Annotated in this window: 12 protein-coding genes; all 12 read left to right on the plus strand. The window is 35.6% G+C overall.

Translation table 11 applies throughout. The features are described from left to right. Positions 1 to 99: 99 nt before the first annotated feature. The 12 genes from ACSBO6_RS00175 to gatY all read left to right on the plus strand — a co-directional run bounded on the left by ACSBO6_RS00175 (position 100) and on the right by gatY (position 24444). Positions 100 to 1701 carry a PTS transporter subunit EIIC gene (locus tag ACSBO6_RS00175; RefSeq protein WP_498843966.1) on the plus strand — a complete coding sequence of 534 codons (1602 nt, stop codon included), beginning with the start codon at positions 100 to 102 and terminating at the stop codon, positions 1699 to 1701. Positions 1702 to 1747: 46 nt separating this feature from the next. Beyond that, on the plus strand, positions 1748 to 3073 hold the full coding sequence (locus ACSBO6_RS00180; RefSeq protein WP_498843967.1) for a 6-phospho-alpha-glucosidase: 1326 nt from the start codon (positions 1748 to 1750) through the stop codon (positions 3071 to 3073). A 364-nt stretch (positions 3074 to 3437) separates the two neighbouring features. Next, the gene (locus ACSBO6_RS00185) at positions 3438 to 4919 is read left to right on the plus strand and encodes a WD40/YVTN/BNR-like repeat-containing protein (RefSeq protein WP_498844692.1); all 1482 of its coding nucleotides are present in this window, start codon (positions 3438 to 3440) and stop codon (positions 4917 to 4919) included. Positions 4920 to 5359: 440 nt separating this feature from the next. Next, positions 5360 to 13381, plus strand: a complete 8022-nt coding sequence (locus ACSBO6_RS00190; protein ID WP_498843968.1) for a S8 family serine peptidase — start codon at positions 5360 to 5362, stop codon at positions 13379 to 13381. A 1733-nt stretch (positions 13382 to 15114) separates the two neighbouring features. Continuing rightward, positions 15115 to 16614 (plus strand): malate:quinone oxidoreductase, encoded by a 1500-nt coding sequence (locus tag ACSBO6_RS00195; RefSeq protein WP_098844469.1) that lies wholly within the window; start codon positions 15115 to 15117, stop codon positions 16612 to 16614. Positions 16615 to 17000: 386 nt separating this feature from the next. Continuing rightward, positions 17001 to 18251 (plus strand): ABC transporter substrate-binding protein, encoded by a 1251-nt coding sequence (locus ACSBO6_RS00200; RefSeq protein ID WP_098844472.1) that lies wholly within the window; start codon positions 17001 to 17003, stop codon positions 18249 to 18251. An 84-nt stretch (positions 18252 to 18335) separates the two neighbouring features. Beyond that, positions 18336 to 19274, plus strand: coding sequence for a carbohydrate ABC transporter permease (locus tag ACSBO6_RS00205; RefSeq protein WP_180232809.1), 939 nt, complete (start codon positions 18336 to 18338; stop codon positions 19272 to 19274). An 89-nt stretch (positions 19275 to 19363) separates the two neighbouring features. Further along, positions 19364 to 20122, plus strand: coding sequence for a carbohydrate ABC transporter permease (locus ACSBO6_RS00210; protein WP_098844594.1), 759 nt, complete (start codon positions 19364 to 19366; stop codon positions 20120 to 20122). A gap of 27 nt (positions 20123 to 20149) precedes the next feature. Then, positions 20150 to 21415, plus strand: coding sequence for a Gfo/Idh/MocA family protein (locus tag ACSBO6_RS00215; RefSeq protein ID WP_098844477.1), 1266 nt, complete (start codon positions 20150 to 20152; stop codon positions 21413 to 21415). A 100-nt stretch (positions 21416 to 21515) separates the two neighbouring features. After that, positions 21516 to 22235 (plus strand): GntR family transcriptional regulator, encoded by a 720-nt coding sequence (locus ACSBO6_RS00220; protein ID WP_098844479.1) that lies wholly within the window; start codon positions 21516 to 21518, stop codon positions 22233 to 22235. A 149-nt stretch (positions 22236 to 22384) separates the two neighbouring features. Next, positions 22385 to 23596, plus strand: a complete 1212-nt coding sequence (locus ACSBO6_RS00225; RefSeq protein ID WP_098844482.1) for an SIS domain-containing protein — start codon at positions 22385 to 22387, stop codon at positions 23594 to 23596. Further along, entirely contained in the window at positions 23593 to 24444 is an 852-nt protein-coding gene (gene gatY / locus ACSBO6_RS00230) for a tagatose-bisphosphate aldolase subunit GatY (RefSeq protein WP_098844484.1), read from the plus strand. Before ACSBO6_RS00225 ends, gatY begins: the two co-directional genes overlap by 4 nt. Positions 24445 to 24448 lie beyond the last annotated feature (4 nt).

The following is a 24448-nucleotide window of genomic DNA, read 5'->3' on the forward strand; positions in this document are numbered from 1 at the left end:
GTTTTTTGTTCCCTTAATTCTATCGACTATAAAAGGGCTTACATTGTATTCTTAACCTATAAACGAAAACGATTACATATATAGGAGGGGTAAGGCAAAATGAAAATGAAAGTCATGGAGGCCATGCAACGATTTTCAAAAGCAATGTTCATTCCAATACTTATTTTACCGATTGAGGGTATTTTAATTGCATTCGGTAATTTATTTACTAATCCAAAGCTAATGGAAGTCTTTCCGTTTTTGGATAATCCGATTACTACCGGTTTTGGGACAATCTTAACTGGATCATTGGTTTCGATTCTTGCTAACTTGGGACTGATATTTTGTGTAGGGATTGCAATTGGGTTAGCTAATAAAGAAAAAGCGATTGCAGGATTTACAGCTTTATTAGGTTATCTAGTATTTGTAAACGCTATGAATAAATTTATGCAACTTAGCGGAATTCTGTTTGAAGGTGAAACGTTGCAAGGATCAGGACAAACTACCGTATTGGGTGTACAAATCCTTGATATGGGTGTGTTCCTTGGACTTATTCTCGGAATTGTAACCGCTATCGTTCACAATAAATTCGTTGATAAAGAATTTAAAGGTGCGTTCCAAATTTACGGAGGATCACGATTTGTATTTATCGTACTTATTCCCGTTGTTGTACTTTTATCTATTGCACTTACTTATATTTGGCCAGTCTTCCAATCTGGAATTAATGGTCTAGGGTCGTTTATCCAACATAGTGGAAGCTTCGGAATATTTTTATATGGAGCATTGGAACGTTTATTAATTCCTACTGGACTACATCACTTAGTCTATACACCATTTTTATATTCATCATTGGGTGGTGTCCAAGAAGTTGGCGGACAAGTATTTGAAGGAGCAAGAAATATTTATTACGCGGAAATTACAAATCCTTCTGTAAAAGAGCTTTCTCCAAGTGTCGTTTGGGATGCTCGTGGTATTTCAAAAATGTTCGGTTTAATTGGTGCATGTTTAGCGATGTACCATACAGCAAAGCTAGAGAACAAAGCAAAGGCAAGAGCGATTTTAATTCCTGCTGCTATTACATCATTTATTGCAGGTGTTACAGAACCTATTGAATTCTCTTTCATGTTCGTGGCGCCATTATTATTTGTCGTACATGCTGTGTTAAGTGGTTTGGCGATGGTGACGTTCCATCTATTTGATGTTCGTGCAATTGGTCCAAACGGTATGATTGACTTCTTATTGTTCAACGTACCACTTGGAGTCGAAAAAACACATTGGCCAATGTATATTTTAATAGGATTAATCTACTTCGGTATTTACTATGTAGTTTTCCGCTTCTTAATTACGAAATTTAACTTCAAAACAATTGGAAGAGAAGATGAAGGTGGAGAAACAAAGTTATATACGAAGCAAGAATATAAAGAAAAGCAAAGCCGAGGAAAAGCCGAAGCTGCCGCGACGCAAGGGGATGACGGAATTGCCCCAGTGATCGTTGGTGCATTAGGCGGAGCGAGCAATATTACTACAATTACCAATTGCTATACAAGACTTCGACTGACACTGGATAATCCAGAAAAGGTTAACGAAGATGTATTAAAGAGAGAAACAGGTGCTAGTGGCGTTATTATTAGCGATAAAAACGTCCAGGTTGTCTACGGCTTACAGGTAAATAACGTTCGTAAAGCAGTTGATAACTATTTGGGATTAAGTAAAAATGAATAAAAATAGAAGCAAACATAGAACAATAGATTAGAAGGGAATGGAGAAGATGAAAAAATTCTCAGTTGTTATTGCAGGCGGAGGAAGTACGTACACACCAGGGATTGTCATGATGTTATTAGATAATCTTGACCGTTTCCCACTTAGAAAACTAAAATTATATGATAATGATGAGCAACGACAAGCGGTATTAGGTGAGGCAATTGAGATTGTGCTAAAAGAAAATGCCCCTGATATTGAATATTGTTTTACAACTGATCCAGAAGAAGCTTTCAGTGATATCGACTTTTGTTTTGCCCATATCCGTGTTGGAAAATATGAAATGCGTGAAATGGATGAAAAAATTCCATTAAAACATAATGTTGTCGGGCAAGAAACGTGCGGACCTGGTGGAATCGCTTATGGAATGAGAAGTATTGGACCTATGATCGAAATGATCGACTTGATGGAACAATATTCTCCGGATGCTTGGATGTTAAACTATTCTAATCCTGCAGCCATTGTAGCTGAAGCTTGCCGTGTCCTTCGTCCGAATTCAAAAGTACTAAATATTTGTGATATGCCTGTAGGTACACTTCGTAGAATGTCACACATCGTTGGTAAGGAACCAGAGGACTTAGAAGTACGCTATTTTGGATTAAATCACTTCGGTTGGTGGACAAGTATAAAAGATAAAGAAGGAAAAGAATATCTACCTCAAATTCGTGATTATGTAGCGGAAAACGGCTATTTAACTCAAAAAGAAGTCGATACTCAGCATACAGACGCTAGCTGGCAGGAAACACATAAAAAAGCTAAAGATCTTTTAGCGATTGATCCAAGATTTCTGCCTAACACTTATTTAAAATATTACTTCTATCCTGATTATGTAGTAAAAACATCTAATCCGGAATACACAAGAGCAAATGAAGTTATAGCTGGAAGAGAGAAGACAGTCTTTTCTATGGCAAGAACGATTATTGAAAATGGAACTTCCAAAGATTGCGAATTTGAAATGGGAGCCCACGCAACTTTTGTTGTCGACCTTGCTCGTGCCATTGCATTTAACACGCACGAAAGAATGCTGTTAATTGTAGAAAACAACGGAACGATTGCTAACTTTGATAATGATGCGATGGTAGAAGTTCCATGTATTGTTGGAACAGATGGACCAGAACCATTAAGCCAAGGAAAGATTCCTGAATTTCAAAGAGCATTAATGTACCAACAAGTAACAGTAGAAAAACTAGTCGTACAAGCTTATATTGAAGGCAGTTACCAAAAACTTTGGCAGGCATTAACGCTATCTAAAACGGTACCAAGTGCAAAAGTAGCCAAAGAAATATTAGATGATTTAATTGAAGCAAATAGAGAGTATTGGCCAGAATTAACATAAATGGCCGTTTATAAGGAAAATAGAAAAGGGGATGTGCTACCAAAATTTTTGGGAGGCACATTCCCTTTTCTATTTATTAGATATTAATTGTGGCACCACTTAGATTCTCCAATCAGATATCAACATGATCAGTCCTCTTTGTATTAAAGCCTTCAGGACGTTAGGATGTTTCTTATTTTTTCGAACCAATTTTTTATATATGAATTCACGAAAAATCTCTCTAGAAAACTGAAATCTTTTTTTATTAATATTAAGAAAATCTTAAGATTTATATGGGGTGGTTTTTTTAATAAGAAAAAACTATAAATAACAAGTCATGCAGAATCAAACAAAGTATACTTATAGTTAGTGAATTGAACGCCAAATTCAATTAAGGAGGATCTACAGATTGAAGGGAAAAGTAAAAAGAATACTTATAACATTATTAGCAAATCCACTTTTCTTAATTGGATACTGGATATTTGGAGTAAAGTTAGCTGCAATTTGCAAGTATGGAAGTATCGATAAAAATCTACCTATGCTATTAATAAGCTTAGCCCTAATAATATCGGTCATTTTATTTACCGCAATAAAAGTTATAAAAGGTAGTGAGCGGAAACAGAACAAACTAACAGATATAAAAGCATGGAAGTGGATTTCTATAATCTTGTTTGTTGCAATAACATTATTTTATGGAGTGAACATATATAAAAGTGCGACAAATTTTGGTGGTAAACTTGCGTGGTATATAGAGTCATTGAAAAACGAAAGATCGATTAAATTTGATCATAATAATATCTATCAATACGGTGTAGAGGGCATTTTTGAAGATATTAATAACAAGCATAAATTACCTAAAAAACTTTATATGGAAAATAATTTTTCCCTGAAATTTAATTCAGATGGAATCATTACATCTTTTGATACATTTGTTTATGGGAAAAATGACGAAGGAAAAGAAGAGAGTTTTCTAATAACTTATGATAAAAATAAGTCAGAAAATATTACTATCTATTTAAACGGGTATGCCGCTCCTACTTATAATGACGACAAACTATTAAAACCTTTAATTGAAACCGTTAATGTGATCCCAATTAAAAAAGCAGTTAGTAAATGGGATGAAAATCAGTATGGATTGCTCTATTACGGCAAAAGAAATTGGGGGTACAATCCAAATGGAATCATTAATATTGATAAGAATGGAAGAGAATATCATCCGGAAACAGCGAGTACAGAAATCATTGGGTATACTGTATCGTTATTTGTTCCTGGAATGGATCAATTCATTACACCTTCTAGATATAACTTAATAGGCGATCCAAATTGGAGCAAACCTTCTTCAAATCAAGTTACTTCAAATGAGAAGAAAAATGAACAAACAAATACAAACGAACAGTTTTTCCAATCTAAAGAAGTCGGTTATAAATTAAACGTTGCTGATAAGGCTTTAGGGAGCACGTTTTATTCATTAAGCAAAACCACTGATGAAGGCAATACATGGACCGTTATAAATAATGACCCATACAGCGGAACTGTTGGAGGCGCAACGGGAATCATCTTTTTTGATGACAAACTCGGATTTTTAGGAGCAGTTAATCCTTCTGGAAATGAAGGATCCTTATACCGCACAGACGATGGGGGTAAAACTTTCAAAAAAGTAAACTATACACCTCACGAAGTAAAATTGCATTCCGGACAGACTATAAAACCATTTGATACGCCAAGTCTACCTTTTAAGGAAGGCGGAGTTTTAAGCATGTTGGTTGGTCAAGGTTCAGACGGGGATTATAACGGTAATAGTAGCGAACTTTATCAATCAAGGGATAATGGGCTAACGTGGAAATTTGTGAAAGAGGTTAAAAAATAGGTACTCATATTCAAACAGATGATTCTATAAGGAATATAAAGAAAGTTCTCTCAAAAAAATGAGGGTTCTTTTTTTATGTTCTTTACTTGAGTATGTAGATTAAAAATAATTAATTTATCATCAAAATATTGAAATTATTAAAATTTTTAGTGTAACAAGTTACAATTCCCCCAAATCCATCTATATAAATTACTCATGTAAAACAATGAGAAAATGAAAATCACCTCAAATTTTAACAAAAAATGACAAGTTTCGTCCCGCATTTTACGCTAGAATTCCCCAATTTACTGTTCTTATAACCCAAATTATAATGAAGAATGGCGACTTAATTGTCGTAAAATTTTTAAAAGTATAAAAATTTTGTTGTTAAAAGGGGGAAATGGCTAGGGGGGAATAGGACTTTTACTCTATATTAAATTAAGAAGGGAAATGAGAAAGGTATGAGCCATCGTAAAATGAAAAAGATGGTCATGTCAACGTTTCTTGCAACTTCCACACTACTAGGATACACAGTTCCGGCGTTTGCCATGACAGGTGGAACATTTGCAAGTAATAGTCAAACTGTTCAGTTAGGCAGTAATAGCAAACTTGACTTGACTCAAGCACAACAATTACAAAATTTATATTTTGAGAAGCTACAATTTGATCCAAAGCTATTAAATTCTTCAGACCAACTAGATTTAATTATTCAATTTAATGTTGATCCAGCTCCAATTCAAATGAAAAATCAACAGAAGAATGCATCTTCTGGAAAACTTTCTGTTAATCAAGAAAACACACCTGCTGTTACGTTAGAAAGTGCTCAAACAGAAGTAAATAAAACACACAGTGACTTTAAGGGCTTTGTTAGTAATGAGTCTAAAAAATTGAAAGCAGCAGGCGAATCTAGCTCTATTAAAATAGGAAGAGAGTATACTCAAGTATTTAACGGTTTAGCTGTCAAAATTCCTAAAAGTTCCCTTAATGATCTGTTAGCATTACCTTACGTAAAGAGTGTCTATCAAAATGTTAAATATGCTCCAATTCCAGCTTCTCAGTCAATCGATGCTCCTGCGAGCGCAACAGGAGACGGAAAGGTTTCAGATCAAAAAACAAATCCTAATTTATTATCAACTATTCGATTAAATCGCTCTAATATACAAGCAACAAGTAGTACTAAAGAGAGCTCTTCTGTATCAGAAAAAACAGTTAATACGCAGTCTGGGACTGTTCCACCTCCAGGTCCAGAAGGTCCACAATCTGGTGAAACAGCAATTCTTGATTGGTTAAAAATACACGATCTACAAAACGAAAACATCACAGGAAAAGGGGTAAAAGTCGGCGTTATTGACACAGGTCTTGACTATAATCACCCAGATCTTGCTGGAGAATACCAAGGCGGTAAGGATTTTGTAGACAATGACAACGACCCAATGGAAACGGTCTATTCTGACTGGTTAGCTGCAAAGAATGCCAATGATTCACTTCCATCTGATCAACAAGATCCAAACTTTCCAACGGATTATCATAATTATATTACTTCTCATGGAACTCACGTAGCTGGAACAATTGCAGGTCAATCAAGAAACAGTTCTCCATATGCACTTAGAGGAGTTGCTCCAGAAGTTCAGTTATATGCTTACCGTGTGTTAGGTCCTCATGGTGGTACAGATGAGGCTGTTATGGCAGGGATTGAACAATCATATAAGGATGGGTGTAAAGTAATTAACTTATCACTTGGTGCGAATTATAATGATTCTTTGTCTTCTAATGCGGTTGCAATTAATAATATTTCAGATCTTGGAGTTACTGCGGTTATTGCTGCTGGTAATTCTGGGCCGGGGGCTGGAACATTGGGGACACCGGGGACTTCAGCAAAGGCGATAACTGTCGGCGCAATTGCTGCACCTACCCAAATTCCAATGTTTGACATTCATTCATATGGAGCATCAGGAGAAGATTCATTTTCGATTACAAATACTCGTTTAATCGGAAAGGATTTCTCAGAATCGAATTCAAAGCTTAGTGGATTGACTCAGTATGATATCGTAGATGCTGGATATGGCACACCTGCTTGGTACGATTCTTTACGTAATAAAAATATTGATGTGAAAGATAAGGTTGTTATTGTTAAGCGTGGTGCCGCTTCTATGGACCAACTAATGATGTACGCGGCTAATGAACATGCTAAAGCGATGATTTTATGGAATCCAACAGACAATCCTGATCTTCTATTTGATGAGCAAGGGTATTATCCATTTTATTTTGGTTCTAAGGGTAGTACGGTTTACACTTTACAAATAGGCAAGAATGATGGAACAAAATTCTATAACGCTTTTAAAGAAGGTTCGATCAAAAAAATATCTGTATCGAACGCTGGAAACTTCACAATGCCAGGTAATTCACTTGCTAGTTTTAGTTCCACTGGTCCTGTTTCAGGTTCATTAGCAATTAAACCTGATGTAGTTGCGCCAGGTGTAGATATTTTCTCAACAGCTCCATATGATATATGGGAACCAGATAACAAAGATTATTCGTATGCTTACCAATCAATGTCTGGTACATCAATGGCTACTCCTCACGTTGCAGGTATGGCAGCATTGATTTTATCAGCGCATCCAAACTATAAGCCTGAAGATGTTAAAGTAGCATTGATGCAAACAGCGGATGCTATCGACTCACAAAAAAGCTTATTCCAGATTGGCTCAGGTAAAGCTGATCCATATCAGGCAGTGCATTCTGATATGCAATTTAAAGTAAAGGACTATATTCAATCGCGGTCATCAACTGATGATTCGTCAAGTTCCAATATCATTACAGTAGCAAATACAACAGGTTCGTTTTCGTTTGGTTATACAGCTCGTTCACTAGACGGTTCTGTTACGAAAACAGGCGACTTGTATATTACTAATAATGGAGATAGTAAAAAGACTTTCGATGCATCAAGTGTATTCTTTAAGGATTCGTTTGTGACAAGCGGACAAGATGGTAAGGAACAAGGCGCTAAAATTAGTATAAGTAATGCAACATCACCTGAGACTGAATTAAAGTCAATTACAGTTCCAGCAGGAGGAACAGTTCAACTAAATGTAAAATTCAATGCCCCTGCTTCAGCAGCAAGTGGGTATTATGAGGCATATATTAACTTTGTTAATACAGCTAATCCTGATGAAACTTACCGTATGCCTCTTGCTATTAACGTTCAAAGTAGAGGACTAGATTTTAGAATTCAAAGAAAAGCCTTTACGCTAAGTGGCGATAAAAACTTTAATCCTAATACATTTGCTGTTACTCCTCAATCTTGGGCAGAGGTTCGAGTGAAAAGTCCATTAGACCCTTCATTCGGCTTTAAACTTTATATTATGGATGTAACTGGCAGTAAATATATAGGATATATTGCTACATTTAATCTTTCTGCTTTTACTCTTGGTAATCTAGTTTATGCACCGCTATTACTTAATGGTAGTTATTATCCTTATAAAGATCCAATTTCCAAGGATGATCCTAATTTATCAGTTAAACTGACACAACAACAATCAACCCAAAAGCAACTTGGAGAAGGTGGCTATACAATACAAGCGCGTGCTTTAGACGCTTCTAGTGGTCAGTTATATGAAAAAAACAGCACAGTTTATGTTGATAACACTCCACCAACAGTACAAATGGATAAAGGTAGTGAACCAGGTATTTATGAAATTGATCCAAATGGTCCTATGACAGATGGAGCGCTAAAATGGTTCTCAGGAAAGGCTTATGATTCAAATGTTGATTATATGAAGAATGTTGGGCATGAAACGAAAGTTCCTGCACCACCTAACTATGATACTGATACAGATGTAAGTCAATCTTTAGGTAGAATTGACGGAATGCTCGGTGATTCAAACTCAGCACCTTACGTCAATTATTTCCTTACTCCTAGTGGTGATGGACAATTTAAATTTGGTATTAGTAAAGAGGACCTCGTGAATACTGATGCTGACCCTCAAAAAGAAAATTACGGGGTACAGTTCAGAATTTATCCTGAAGATTATTCTTTTGCAGGTAATCTTGAAACGCAAGGACAATTTTATTATTTTGTTAAAAAAGGTAATGAGTATGTAGTGAATCGCTTCGCACGATTAGATTCACCTGGTTCTACTACATTAAATGGGGTCGACCCTGACTTCCTTGTTGATAAAACATTAGTCTCAAAAGAAGACAACTTTAAATCAACTTTATCTATTAAATATCCGAAAAATCTTGTTGGAGCGAAATTCTATATTGATAGCCTTTATTTTGCTGAACTTAAGGATATCGATTTTAGTCCAGAATATAAAGCCTTTTTAGCAACAAAGGGTATCACAGCTGATAAGACTTGGATTCATCAAGACACGGATGTAAATGGCGATTTTATATTCAGTTTCAATCTTCCAAAAGATATACAAGCTCAAGGTGTATTAAATACAGCAGACACAATGAGCGAGGGTGTTGCCAAAGAAATGCCTCTTCTTGATATTAAATACAAAGTGACAAATGATGCTGGATTAGATACATTATGGCTTCAAAGTTCAGCGAATATCCCGGAAATCACAACATATGAAGGCGGGAAAAACGGGATGGATCGAGTCCCTACATTCCTTGATAAAAAACTTTATATTAGAGGCTCAGCTTATATTAGTGGCAGTATTAGACCAGAAGGATTTCAAAACTATCCGACCTCTAATGTATTTGGTAGATCAACGCCAATAACAGCTACTGATTCGGGCGTTGAGATTAATTTTGAAGACCCTAATGCAGGTGGTATTACGTCTAAATTACAGGTAGCTGAAGATACTACAGCCGGCGCTACAAGTGCAAATCCAGGGATTGTTCAGAATGGTTTATTCACAACTGACCTTCCTATGCAAGCAGGAAATAAACCATACAACTTTACAATGAAAATGCCAGGTCATTTAACATACTATGGTACATTAGCTGTTAATACTGAAGGACAATATAATTACGCAGCAGGAGGAAATTATTTTGTTCCGAATGCAATCATGCTTGCAGGTGACGTAAATGATGACGATGTAATCGATATGAAAGACATTGAGGCAGAAAGTGCAGCCTACAATAGCTTTGTCGACACACCATCAACTTACACTAGAAATGCTGATTTAAACTTCGACGGTACAATTGATTATACCGACTTTGAATACATCATCAAAAACTTTGGAAAATATAATACGACTGCACCAAATGCTTCAACTTTAGAAGGAAAAATCGTGTTAACTACAAGTAAAACAATAACGATCACTGGGTTAGGCACATTACCAAGCGGTTCAGATCTTGCTGCATTTAATACTGTTGTAAAACCAGTGCCATATATTAAAACAAGTGATAGCAACGCTTTCGTATATTATGGAAAAGTTAATCCGTTTCAATTATTTTCTGTAAGTTATAAAACACCAGACGTTGTATCGGGTGCATCTACAGTTACACAAATTGAGGACACAACATGGAGAGCTGCAGTAGACGGAGCAGGTGGACAAATTCTGATTGATGGAGTCGACCGAAAAGAAGCTACTAACGTATATAATGGCGTTTCAACAAATTCGATTACCGAAAAAGTTGTAAATGGAAAAGGGCAATATGAATTTGATCCATCATTGTTCAAAAAAGCAGGAGTCCACACAATTGTGTTCAAGGCACCAGGCTATATGGATCGCTCTTTAAAATTTAAAATGCAAAATGGTGGAGGAAATAGCTTTTCACTATTGTCACCAAACAACGTTGCAACAGTTGGAAAAGCGTTGACGTTCACTCGATCAGATACGACGGGCTCAACAGCTGCGCACTATCGTGATATTTGGCAATCGAATATTAATTCAATAACAGTAACCGATCCAAGTAATAATGTTGTTAAAAACTTTAAGGGAGATGAATTAGCTGCTCTCTTTAACCAAGTAACACCTGCAAATGCAACAACATTTAACTTTACGATTCCGGCAGGCGTTTTCTCGACGCCATCATTAAATGGAGCAGATTGGAAGATTTCAATCGCAGCGGACAACTATGACACTTATTCATTCTCGCAAAGAATTAATGCGTTCGCGTCTCCAACATTAACGGCTGAACCAAATCGATATTTTAATGATAATAATTCAAACCCAATTTCAATTGGAGTTGGAGCTACAACCGATACACAAGCATGGAGAGATGCAATAACAGCAGTTCAAATAGGTGGCACTACAATTCTAAGAGCAGATTTTACGGCTAATAATATTATAGTCGATGCACCAGGAACGCCTATTAAAATAGATAAATCGTTGATTACAGCACCAGGAAGCATAGCGATAAGCGTCATAGCAACAAATTACCAAACTGCTACGGTTAATCAACCTTTATACAAGCAAGGTATTACCCTAACAGCTCCTACTGGTACAATCTTTGCTGGAAAAGACCTAGTGATGAATTTCAATCCTAGTACTGCTTCATCTGATTGGATTTCGGCAGTGAAGGCTACTGGTAATATTAAATTTGCTGGAAATTCAATCAAAACTAGAGTTGTGATTGATGAAACAGCAGGAACATTAACAATTCCATATGATTTAGTAAGAACAAATGGTGGCTCTGCAGTTACAAGAAGCTTTGTTGTTTCAGCTCCAGGTTATGCTGACGTTAATGTAAATGCAACTGTTACACCACAAACTGCACCTTCAATTGCACTTTCGTCAACTACAGAAACGCCTCAGTTTGGCGATACGATTACTTACTCTATTAACGGGGATGATAATCCTTTATGGAGAAGCTCAATTTTACTTGCACCAACGTCAGATCAAACGATAGATAATGGTGATGTCACTATTCAGTTCACATCTGTTTCATCAGTAAAACCATATGTCACAACATCTGTAAAAAATGGAACAGGTTCAGTAACGATTGATGGAAATGCAACACAATCTAATACTACTGCAGGTAACAAGAACGTTAAGTTCATATCACCTTACTTTACGCCAATCACAATCGCTCAACCATTTGCTCAAAGAACGGCACCAACACCGGACTTGACGCCAAGTGGAATTAATAAACCAGTGATTATTACAGTACCTAATAATACTGAAAATATGAGATGGGCAAATGCAGCTAAGGCAGTTTCTGGTGATATTACAGTAGAGGGAGTATCGGTTAAATCTGACGCGACAATCTCATCAGATAAGAGCAATATCACAATAACACTTCCTGGAACAGCATTTACAACAACAGGAAACAAAGAGATTAAGTTTACGGCATATTGCTACCCGGACACAAAGGTAACTCAAGTAGTTAAGAACAATGCACCAGTGTTTGCATCAAAAATCGCTTATATTCAAGAAGATACGCAAATCACTACTAGCTACAATCAAGATTCAGATTGGCTTGCAGCTAACCCTGTTGTATCACTAAATGGCAAAGTCGTTGATTCTAGCAAGTACACGCTTACAGCTAAAGAACTGACATTTGTTGATCGATCATTATTTAATGACTTAGGTGATTATCACTTTACAATTTCTGCGCCTGGTTATATCGACACGTCATTTACGATTATCATAAGTGATGATTTATCACATTTGATTTCGGCAACAACTGACAGCAACGGTAATATTGATCCCGAAGGCTTTACTTCAGTGAAACATGGATCAAATCAAACGTTCAAAATCACACCGAATACAGGTTTTGAGATTGGAAGCGTTCGTATTGACGGGCAAGAAGTTACTGTAACAAACGGCGAGTACACATTTACAAATGTAACGAAGAATCATTCGATCAATGTAACGTTCAAACAAATCGTTCACATTATCACGGCAACAGCAGGAAGTAACGGTACAATTAGTCCGAGCGGTAGAATTACAGCAAATTACGGAACAAACCAAACGTATACTGTCACTCCTTATGAAGGTTATGAAGTTGCAACGTTTAAAGTAGACGGCGTCGATGCACAATTAACAAACAATACGTACACGTTTACGAATGTAACAAAAGATCATACAATTCATGTAACGTTTAAACAAATCGTACACACAATCACAGCAGCAGCTGGAAGCAATGGAACGATCAGTCCGAGCGGTAAAGTTTCTGTAAACCATGGGAAAGATCAAACGTTTACGGTTACACCGAATAAGGGCTATGAAGTTGCTACATTTACTGTTGATGGCGTGAATGCAAATCTTACAAATAACTCCTATGTATTTACGAATATAACGAAGGACCACACAATTAACGTAACGTTCAAGAAAATCGTATATACAATTGTAGCATCAGCTGAAGGCAATGGAACGATCAGCCCAAGTGGAGTGCTTACATTAGATCAAGGTGTAAATCAAACATTCAAAATTACACCTGCTAAGGGAAGTTATGAGGTTGCAACGTTTAAAGTTGATGGAGTAGATACAAAGTTAAAAAATAATACGTACACGTTTACGAATATAACTAAGAATCATACAATCAGCGTTACGTTTAAACATAAAGGTAACAGTGAAAAGTAATGGATCAACCGTAATTGACAGAGAATGTAAGACGTTCAAAAAGTAAATGTTTATATAAATAGAAAATATATTTTTTCGAACGGGGAATGAAAGGACTCAAATTGAGTTGAACTAGGCTGTCGGGATTTTCTCGACAGTCTCTTTTTTGTGTATAACTTACATAAATTGGAGTAGTTTTAGACTAAATTTTGGTTACATTAAATAATTTTAAAATAATAAGCAAATCTTTCCTTCAGATATTATATATTGTTCACGAGACAAAGTTAAAATAAGCGCTTACTATATAAAGGTAGGGAATATTAAGTACTAATCTACATGAAAACTTATAACCTCCCACTTCTTTATCTGTTTTTACGCCTTAAAAATAGATCTGTCACCCAAACTCCTGTAAAGATAATAAAAATTCTGATTAACCAGTTTCGCCAATCAGTATCTTTAAACCCTGTTAAGCTTACCACAACACGTGATACTAACAGTAATACAAAGACATAAACAAAGTTAAGTAAATTTTTAGAAATCAAGGTATCCCGTCTTTCCTTTATAATCTTTTTTATCAAGGTATTCCGCCATTGTTTTCCCAATATCTAAGGGTTTATTGCAACCTCTACCGCTATACCTACTGATACCGCTAATTTAGGGGCACCCCATGCCTTTATCTAACTATTCTAAGTATACATCTATTATTCTAAAAAAATGTTTCTGTTTTTTGTATAATTTATGAAGAAAGTAAGAGGAGAGGAAATTTAATCCTGCTTGAAGTTTCAAGCACTCTTTGTCCCTTTGAGTTAGTTTCAAAATACGTGTCTAGTTTTGACGAATAGTAACATTCCGTAAAACACTAGCATTTGTCGCATTCGATTTTGCGAATGAGTTTGTTTCGTAAATTCATATTTCCCATCGGAACCATTGCGCTTTTCCCTTGGTATATCGGTATTCTTCGTTTGACATTCATTTATTCGGAGTACTCCGTATTTTTTGTTGAAACCCTCTGCAACCACATTCTATATTTTACGGAACGCTCCAACCAAAGAAGGAGGATAAAAAGAGGCACATAACGTTTAGTTATATCCCTCCCACATATAGAAAAAAATACTATTATATAGTGAAGTGGTGGATCAACAGTAATTGACAGAGAAAGTAAGACGTTCAAAAAGTAAATGTTTATATAAATAGAAAATATATTTTTTCGAACGGGGAATGAAAGGACTCAAATTGATTTGCACTAGGCTGTCGGGACTTTCTCGACAGTCTCTTTTTTGTGTATAACTTACATAAATTGGAGTAGTTTTAGACTAAATTTTGGTTACATTAAATAATTTTAAAATAATAAGCAAATCTTTCCTTCAGATATTATAAATTGTTCACGAGACAAAGTTAAAATAAGCGCTTACTATATAAAGGTAGGGAATATTAAATAATAGTGGGTCAGAATTTGTTTTTCTAAAATAAGGACCTTAATGATAGATTTTTAACTTTTTTACATTGTTTAAATAGTTTATAATTATCAGATAAAGAAAAAAATTTTTTGGACAAATTATAATAGAAATATACTATTAATTGGTTATAATTAAATAGTGATATACTATTATTAAAATGTAGTTTAAATGTGTTATACTATTAATAAGATATAATTGAGACAGAAAAGGTGTGTTCCTAGGTGGTGCCTTGCTTTTTGTGACACCTAAGCAGGAAAACCTACTTTTTTGCAAAAAAAGGGGAAAAGGAAGGTTATTATGAGCAACAGACAAACTAGAACAGACGTTATCTTAATTGGTGCCGGAGTCATGAGCGCGACTTTGGGATCATTACTAAAAGAGTTAGCACCGGAAATGGAAATTAAAGTATTCGAGAAATTAGAAAAGGCAGGAGAAGAAAGCTCTAATGAGTGGAATAATGCAGGTACGGGACATGCTGCGTTATGTGAGCTTAACTATACATCAGAAAAAGCTGATGGATCGATTGATATTAGCAAAGCAATAAAAATTAATGAGCAGTTTCAACTTTCAAGACAATTTTGGTCATATCTTGTAAATAAAAACTTGATTGGGAATCCAGAAGAATTTATCATGCCAATTCCTCATATGAGTTTAGTGCAAGGTAAAGAAAATGTGGAATTTTTGAATAAACGATTTGAAGCGCTTTCCAAAAATCCTCTATTCAAAGGGATGGAATACTCGGAAGATGCTCAAAAGTTGAAGGAATGGATCCCGCTAATCATGGAAGGACGCACATCTAATGAGCCAATAGCGGCAACAAAAATAGATTCAGGAACGGACGTGAACTTTGGCGCTTTAACACGTATGATGTTTGAGCACTTAGAGAGTAATAATGTAGAAATAAATTATAGACATAGTGTTGAGGACATTAAACGCACTAGTGATGGCGGTTGGGAAGTGAAAGTGTATGATATGAGCACTGGTAACATCGATTCCCACTTTGCAAAATTTGTCTTTATCGGTAGTGGAGGAGCTAGTCTGCCATTACTACAGAAAACTGGCATCCCAGAGTCAAAACATATTGGAGGCTTCCCTGTAAGTGGACTATTCTTAGTATGTAACAATCCAGAGGTTGCCAAGCAACACCATGCAAAAGTATACGGAAAAGCTAAAGTTGGTGCACCACCAATGTCTGTTCCGCATCTTGATACAAGATATATCAATAACCAAAAGTCTTTATTATTTGGGCCTTTTGCTGGGTTTTCACCAAAGTTCTTAAAAACAGGTTCAAACATGGATCTGATTAGTTCTGTAAAACCAAATAACGTTATGACTATGTTAGCAGCAGGCGTAAAAGAGATGGCTTTAACTAAATATTTAATCCAACAAGTCTTATTGTCGAATGAAAAACGTATGGAAGAATTACGTGAATTTATTCCAAATGCTAAGAGTGAGGATTGGGATATCGTAGTTGCTGGTCAACGTGTACAAGTTATTAAAGACACTCCAGCAGGGAAAGGGACACTTCAATTCGGTACTGAAGTAGTTAGTGCAGCTGATGGTTCAATAGCGGCATTACTTGGAGCATCTCCAGGTGCTTCGACAGCTGTTCACGTAATGCTTGAAGTATTAGAAAAATGCTTCCCACAACATATGATGGAATGGGCACCAAAAATTAGAGAAATGATTCCTTCATTTGGATTATCTCTACAAGAACATCCAGAACTTTTGGAAGAAATTCAGGCTTCAACTTCAAAAGCGCTTGGATTAAGCGAAAAAGAGCTAGCTTATAGTTAAAGGTAAAGAACCTTCAAACTAAATTGAAGGTTCTTTTTGTTGTCATCAATAGTTGAGAATAGTAACTAAATAAGGGAGATCATGGTGAAATATGTCGATTTAATTTTTTGGAAAATTTAAAAAAAGTATTCATGATTTAAAAAAAGGGTGATATACTACTTACAACTGGTAATGACATCATTACTAAGAAGGTATTATGAAATGAATACAGGGGGTGAACTGACCGTTTAATAACAGAAACAAACACTTTTGTAAGCCTTTTCAATTTAACTGGTAATAACATCATTACAACATGTTTATAAGGCATATTATTCCGATTCATGTCATTTAGAGTAACTACTGGACTAAAGAGCTATTAAACTTTTAAGAGAAAGAAGGGGAATTAGATGAAAAAGTGGCTTGTTTTGCTACTAACCTTGACTTTAGGATTACTAGGATTAGCTGGATGTGGTAGCAATGACACATCGGGGAATGCAAAAGATGGAAAGGTTGAAATTACTTACGGTTTTTGGGATAAGAAGCAAGTTCCCGCGGTTGATGAAATTATAAAGTTATTTAATGAAAAGTACCCTAATATTAAAGTGAAAACTGAGCTTACTCCTTATGCACAATATTTCCAAAAGCTAGAAACAGCTGCTACAGGAGGAGCATTACCAGACGTTTTATGGATGAATGGTCCACATGTAGTCCAATATGCGGAAGGTAAAGTAATTGTCCCACTTAGTGACTTAGCATCAAAGGACAACTATAGTTTAGATAATTATCCGAAGTCATTAGTCGAACTTTATACAGTAGATGGAAAGCTTTATGGTATTCCAAAAGACTTTGATACTACTGGACTTTGGTATAACAAAAAGATTTTTGATGAAGCGAAAATACCTTATCCAGATGATACTTGGGATTGGAATAAGTTAAAAGAGGTAGCTAAGAAGCTTACAAATAAAGATAAGGGAGTTTACGGATTTGCAGCTTTAATGGGTAATCAAGGCGGCTATTATGATTTCATTTGGCAAAATGGTGGACATATTATTTCTGATGATGGTAAATCAGTCGGATTTGATCAACCTGAGGCGATTGAAGCACTTAAATATAATATTAGCTTTATAAAAGAAGGCATGTCTCCAACTCAAGCTCAAATGACGGAAACAGCCCCATCAGAGTTATTCTCTTCTGGAAAAATTGCTATGATGTTTGATGGACCTTGGATGGTTCCAGAATATAAGAAAAATCCAGATTTAAATGTAGCTGTTGTACCAAAAGGAAAACAACGTGCAGTTTCTATTCATGGGTTAGCAAACGTTATTGCGGCAAATACGAAGCATAAAGATGCTGCTTGGAAGTTTGTGCAATTCCTAGGTTCTAAAGAAGCAGCAGAAGTATATGCGAAAACTGGTACTGTGATTCCTGCTTATAATGGTACACAAGATGCTTGGTTAAAATCTGTTCCAAACTTAAATCTTCAAGCGTTTATCGATGGAGTTGATTACTCTGTTCCATTACCTAGTGTGAAAAATACCGGTGAAATCTGGCAGTATGAAACAGATATCCTGAAAAAGGCATGGAGTAATGAAGAAAGTGTTGAAGATGCTGCGAAAGAATTAACGAAAAAGGCAGACGAGGCATTAGCTAAGAACTAAAAAAATGGAGAGAAGAAGTTTTCTAAAGCCTAAAATTACTTCTTCTCTTTATTTCCCTTAAAAGGAGTGAATACAGTGAAAGAAATGCCTTTACAAGTTGAAGTGAAATCAAATAGTAAATTAAAAATACCAAGCCTTTCAAAGACGAAAAAACGATCAGATTATTTTTGGGCGTATTGTATGATTGCACCGACAATGATTGGTTTAACTATTTTCTATTTATGGCCAATCATTCAAACGATTTACTTTAGTTTCACAGAATGGGGAGCATTCGGCCAATATGAGTGGACTGGATTAGACAATTATAAACGAATGCTAGAAGACTCTAACCTATTACAGTCGTTTAAAAACACAGGAATTTATATCGTTTTTACAGTTCCGATTGGTATTTTTTTATCCATTCTTATAGCAGTTCTCTTAAATCAAAAAATTAAAGGCAAGTCTGTTTATCGAACTTTATATTTTTTACCTGTTATTACAATGCCAGCAGCGATCGCTATGGTTTGGAGATGGTTATATAATTCGGATTATGGGCTCCTAAATTATCTTTTATCCACCTTTGGAATAAAAGGTCCACAATGGGTAAGTGATCCAAAAATTGCATTGTATTCAATTATTGTAGTAGCAATTTGGAGTGGACTTGGTTACAACATGGTTATTTTTCTTTCAGGACTACAAGGTATTCCAAAATCATATTACGAAGCAGCGGAAATAGATGGTGCAGGGCCAGTCAAGGTCTTCTTTAAAATAACACTACCGTTACTTTCCCCGGTTATATTCTTCGTAACAATCATGTCCTTTATTGGAGCGTTCCAAGTGTTCGATTTAATTTTTATGATGATTGGGAAAAGCAGTACAGCACTCGAGAATACCCAATCAATTGTGTACTTGTTTTATCAACATGCATTCGTAATAAATGACAAAGGTTATGCGGCTGCAATTGCAGTTTTACTATTAATCATTATTTTAATCATTACAGCGATTCAGATGGTTTTGCAAAAGAAATGGGTTCATTATGATTGAAGGAGGAGTAACCATTGGAGAAAGCAAGACATCATATTACAAGTAAAACAATCTTAATTCATTTAATTCTAATTGTCGGCGCCTTGGCGATGGTCTTCCCTTTTATATGGATGTTATTAACTTCATTAAAAACTTATGCTGAATCGATTCATGTTCCACCTGTTATTGTTCCAAAGCATTTCCAGTGGGTAAATTATAAAGAGGTGTTTGATTTACTACCATTCTTTAAATTTATGTTTAATACGCTAATCATCACTGTCATTCGCACAATTGGTCAATTATTATTATGCTCTTTAGCTGCATATGCTTTTGCCAGAATTGAGTTCCCGGGAAGAAATATTCTTTTTTTAATCGCATTATCGGTTTTAATGGTTCCAGGGCAAGTCTTTTTATTACCACAATATATGATTATAGTGAAATTAGGCTGGTTAAACACTTTACAGGCAGTAATCGTTCCAGGTTTATTTAGCGCATTTGGTACATTCCTTTTAAGACAATTTTTTATGGGGTTACCAAAGGAATTAGAGGAGGCAGCTAGATTAGATGGCTGTAATCATTTCCAAATCTATTGGAAAGTCATGCTTCCTTTAGCAAAGCCAGGTTTAGTTGCATTAGGTATCTTTACGACATTATGGAGTTGGAATGAATTAATGTGGCCAATGATTGTTAATAGCTCACCGGAATCAATGACATTGTCCGTCGGTTTGTCATCATTACAAGGACAATATTTAACCAATTATCCAGTTTTAATGGCAGGATCATTTTTAGCGATATTACCAATGCTTATTTTATTTATGATTTTACAAAAACAATTTATTGAAGGAATTGCAGTTACAGGTGGTAAATAAAAATCTTACAAAGCTTGGAGGAAACTGATTATGAAAGCAGCGTTAATAGGAGCGGGAAGTAGAGGATTTTATGCATATGGATCATATGCATTACAGTATCCACATGAAATTCAATTTATTGCTGTAGCGGAGCCAAATAAAGAAAAAAGAGAAAAATTTGCAAAAGCTCACAACATCCCCGAGGATATGAGATTTGAAGATTGGACTGAGTTATTAGAAAAAGAACAGCTGTGTGAGGCATTATTAATCTGTAGTCCAGACCGTAATCATTATAAACCTGTTATGAAGGCAATTGAAAAAGGATACAGTATTTTATTAGAAAAGCCGATGTCTCCAGAACCAATTGAGACGTTAAAAATAGCTGAAGCAGCAGAAAGACATAATACATTGTTAACGGTATGTCATGTTATGAGATATGCGCCATTTTATCAAGCATTAAAAGAAGTAGTTGATCGAAAGGTAATCGGTGATATCGTATCGATCCAGTGGAATGAGAATGTAGGTTACTTTCACCAAGCTCATAGTTTTGTCCGCGGAAACTGGCGAAACTCATCTGAATCAAGCTCCATGCTTTTACAAAAAAGTTGCCATGATATGGATATGCTTGCGTGGTTAATTGGCACAGAGTGTAAGAGTGTGTCTTCATACGGAAGTTTAACGTACTTTAAAAAGGAAAACGCACCAGAGGGTTCAACAGATCGCTGCTTGGATGGTTGTAAGGTGGAAAAGGAATGCCCTTATTCAGCGGCAAAATGGTATTTACACGACCGCGATGTTTGGCCAGCAAATGTTATTTCAGCAAGTTCAAGTCTTGAAAGTAGACTTAAGGCAATTCAAGAGGGACCATATGGTCGCTGTGTATATCACTGTGATAATGATGTTGTTGATCATCAAGTAGTTAATTTATTATTTGAAAATGACGTAACAGTAGCATTTACTATGACTGCATTTACAAATGAGACATTCCGTAACTTTAAAATTATGGGAACAAAAGGCGAAATAATTGGAAATGATACGAAAAATGAAATTGAAGTTAATTATTTTTCCGGTAAGAAGGAATTAATTAAGCCATCAACTGTAGATGGTGGTCATATGGGAGCCGATACAAGTATTATGGCTGATTTCATTCAACGCGTTACTAAAAAAGACAAAGGCAGCTTAACATCAGCAATTGTATCTGCTAAAAGTCATATGATCGCTTATGCTGCAGAAGAATCAAGAGTTTCAGGAACAATGGTTTCACTAGATGACTATGAGAAAAAATTAAGAATGACAGAAGAGAGAGTTTTGTAGAAAATTCTGTCGCGACATAATGTGGTATCTTTTTCAATATTATGTATAATAGATGTATATTCAACTGGTTATGACAAAGATACCACTAAAGGAGCTAATCATGGTAGAAAAGGATTCCCGACTTCCTCTTTATTATCAATTAATGGACATTTTATTAGAAAAAATCGAATCAGGCGAGCTTGCTGAAAATGATCAGCTACCATCTGAACGAGAATTATGTGACACTTATCAAGTTAGCCGAACAACGGTAAGACAGACGATGCAAGAGCTTGAAAAACAAGGTTATATTTATAAAGTCCACGGCAAGGGGACATATGTTTCCCAAAGAACGTATAACCAAAGTCTCGTAAAATTTTATAGTTTTACAGAAGAAATGAAAAAAGCAGGGAAAATACCAACGACATCGGTCGTTTCTTTTGAAAAAATCAATTGTGACAGTAAAGTAGCAAAGGTCATGGAAATACCGGTAGAAGAAGAGGTATTTAAGATCGTTCGGTTAAGACTTGCAGATCAGGAACCGATGTTATATGAAACCTCCTATGTACCCGTAAAGGATTTTAAAAATCTATCTAGTGAAGAATTGCAACATACACCGATGTATGAAATCTTTAGAACTCAGTATAATGTAAATATTTCTAGCGCCTTAGAAAGCTTTATGGCTGTTAGTGCTAATAAAGTGGAATCAGAAATGCTTAACATTACTGAGGGTGCACCATGTCTTATGCTTAAACGGGTAACTTACGAACAAAGCAAAGTAATTGAGTATACAATTTCGATTGCAAGAGGAGATAAATTTACTTATACAGTAGAGCTGAAATAGGCACTAAAGACTGCTTATCAAACGAATACATGCGGTCAGTCTAAAACCAGCTTTTAAAGTGTTTTCTACGTGCTAAAAATAGATACAGAGGTATCTATTTAACCAAACTGGTAATGATGACATTAACAGTTAAAATAGGAGGAAATAGAATGGAGCTATTAAAATCGAACGAATATGAAAGAATGAACGTTGGCGCGACTCATACAGCAAAAGAAATAGCCCAGCAACCTAGATTGTGGAATGAAACAATGGATATTCTTTTATTTAATAGAGACCGAATTCTTACATTTTTAAAAAGCATTGAAAATAAACATGATCAGTTACGAATTATTTTAACCGGCGCAGGTACATCAGCATTTGTTGGTGACACAGTCCTTCCTTATTTAAAACAAATTGTAAATAACAAAAAAATAGTAGTAGAGAGTATTGCTACAACAAATATTGTGTCCAATCCATATTCTTACTTAAGCAAGAATATTCCTACAATTATGATTTCATTTGCTCGTTCAGGAAATAGTCCAGAGAGTTTATCTGCTATTCATTTAGGAGAACAAGTTATAGATGATTTTTATGGAATCGTTTTTACATGTAACCAAGATGGACTACTGGCCCAAGAGAAGAAAAATGATAAGAATCATTTGGTCATCTATATGCCAAAAGAAGCAAATGATCAAGGTTTTGCAATGACGAGTAGTTTTACGACTATGCTGTTTTCAGCTCTACTGCTTTTCAATATTGAACAGATTCATACATGGGAGAAGAAAGTCGATGAACTAATCCATGCTGGTCATTCAATTATTAGTGGGAGCGAGGAAAGTATAAAACAGCTAGCGAATTCATCTTTTCAAAAAGTTGTATATTTAGGTTCAGGGGTTTTTGAAGGATTGGCAAGGGAAGCATCATTAAAATTATTGGAGTTAACAGGCGGAACAATTCCTTCTACTTTTGATACTTCATTAGGATTTAGACACGGCCCTAAGTCCATTTTAGATAAGAATACCGTTGTATTTGTATTTTTATCTAGTAACCCTTATACGAGACAGTACGACCTGGACATTTTAGAAGAGATTTACAAGGAAACCAATCGAGGGAAAGTAGTAGCAATTTCATCTTTAAAGGATCAAGTGGCAGAAGAGTATAGTGATCTTTTCTATTATGTGGATCTTCCTGGAATTAATGAAGATATTCTTCTAACTTTCCCTTTTATTTTATACGCACAAACTTTTGCTATGTATAAATCTATTAATCTAGGCTTTTCTCCGGATAACCCTTCTCCATTAGGAGTAGTTAACAGAGTTGTTAAAGGAGTTACGATTCACCCTTTTACAAATGAGATAAAGAATGGAGGAGATTTATCTTGATTACATCAAGAAGTACGATTCTTTTAGAAGCACAATCCAAAGGCTACGCAGTTCCGGCTTTTAATATTCATAACTTAGAAACGATGAAAACAGTTTTAGAAACAGCTCAAGAGCTACGTTCACCGGTTTTGATTGCAGCTACACCTAGTACAGTAAGTTATATGGGGGAAGAATTTCTAATTAGTATGATGGAGGCTTCAAAAAAAAGATACGATATTCCAATTTGTTTTCATTTAGATCACCATGAAAAAGTTAATGATATTAAAGCTTTAATTGATAGTGGAATCAACTCAGTTATGATTGATGCCTCCCATCACGAATTTGAAGAAAATATTCGAATCGTTCGTGAAGTAGTCGATTATGCTTCTTCATTTGGAGTTGCTGTTGAGGCGGAGCTCGGCCGTCTCAGTGGGGTAGAGGATGACCTTGAAGTGGATGAAAAGGACCAAATTTATACAAATCCAACTCAAGCTAAAGAGTTTGTTTCAAGAACGGGGATTGATTCGTTAGCCGTTGCCATTGGGACGGCCCATGGTCTATATAAAGGGGAACCTAAATTAGATATTGAAAGATTAAGTGCAATCCAAAAAGAAGTTGATATTCCGCTAGTTCTACATGGGGCTTCAGGCTTACCCGATGAATTAGTACAAAAAACGATAAAAAATGGAATATGTAAAGTAAATATTGCTACTGAATTAAAAATCGCTTTTGCTAAAGGATTGCGCGGTTACTTAAGAGAACACCCAGATGCTAATGATCCTAGATATTATTTTAAAGATGCAGTAAGAGAAATGAAAATAGTCATTGCTGATAAAATTAAAATGTGCGGTAGTATGAATCGGGGTTAGAAAA

Origin of the sequence: Bacillus sp. AL-1R, from assembly GCF_052180195.1 — a bacterium.
Lineage (GTDB): Bacteria > Bacillota > Bacilli > Bacillales > Bacillaceae_G > Gottfriedia.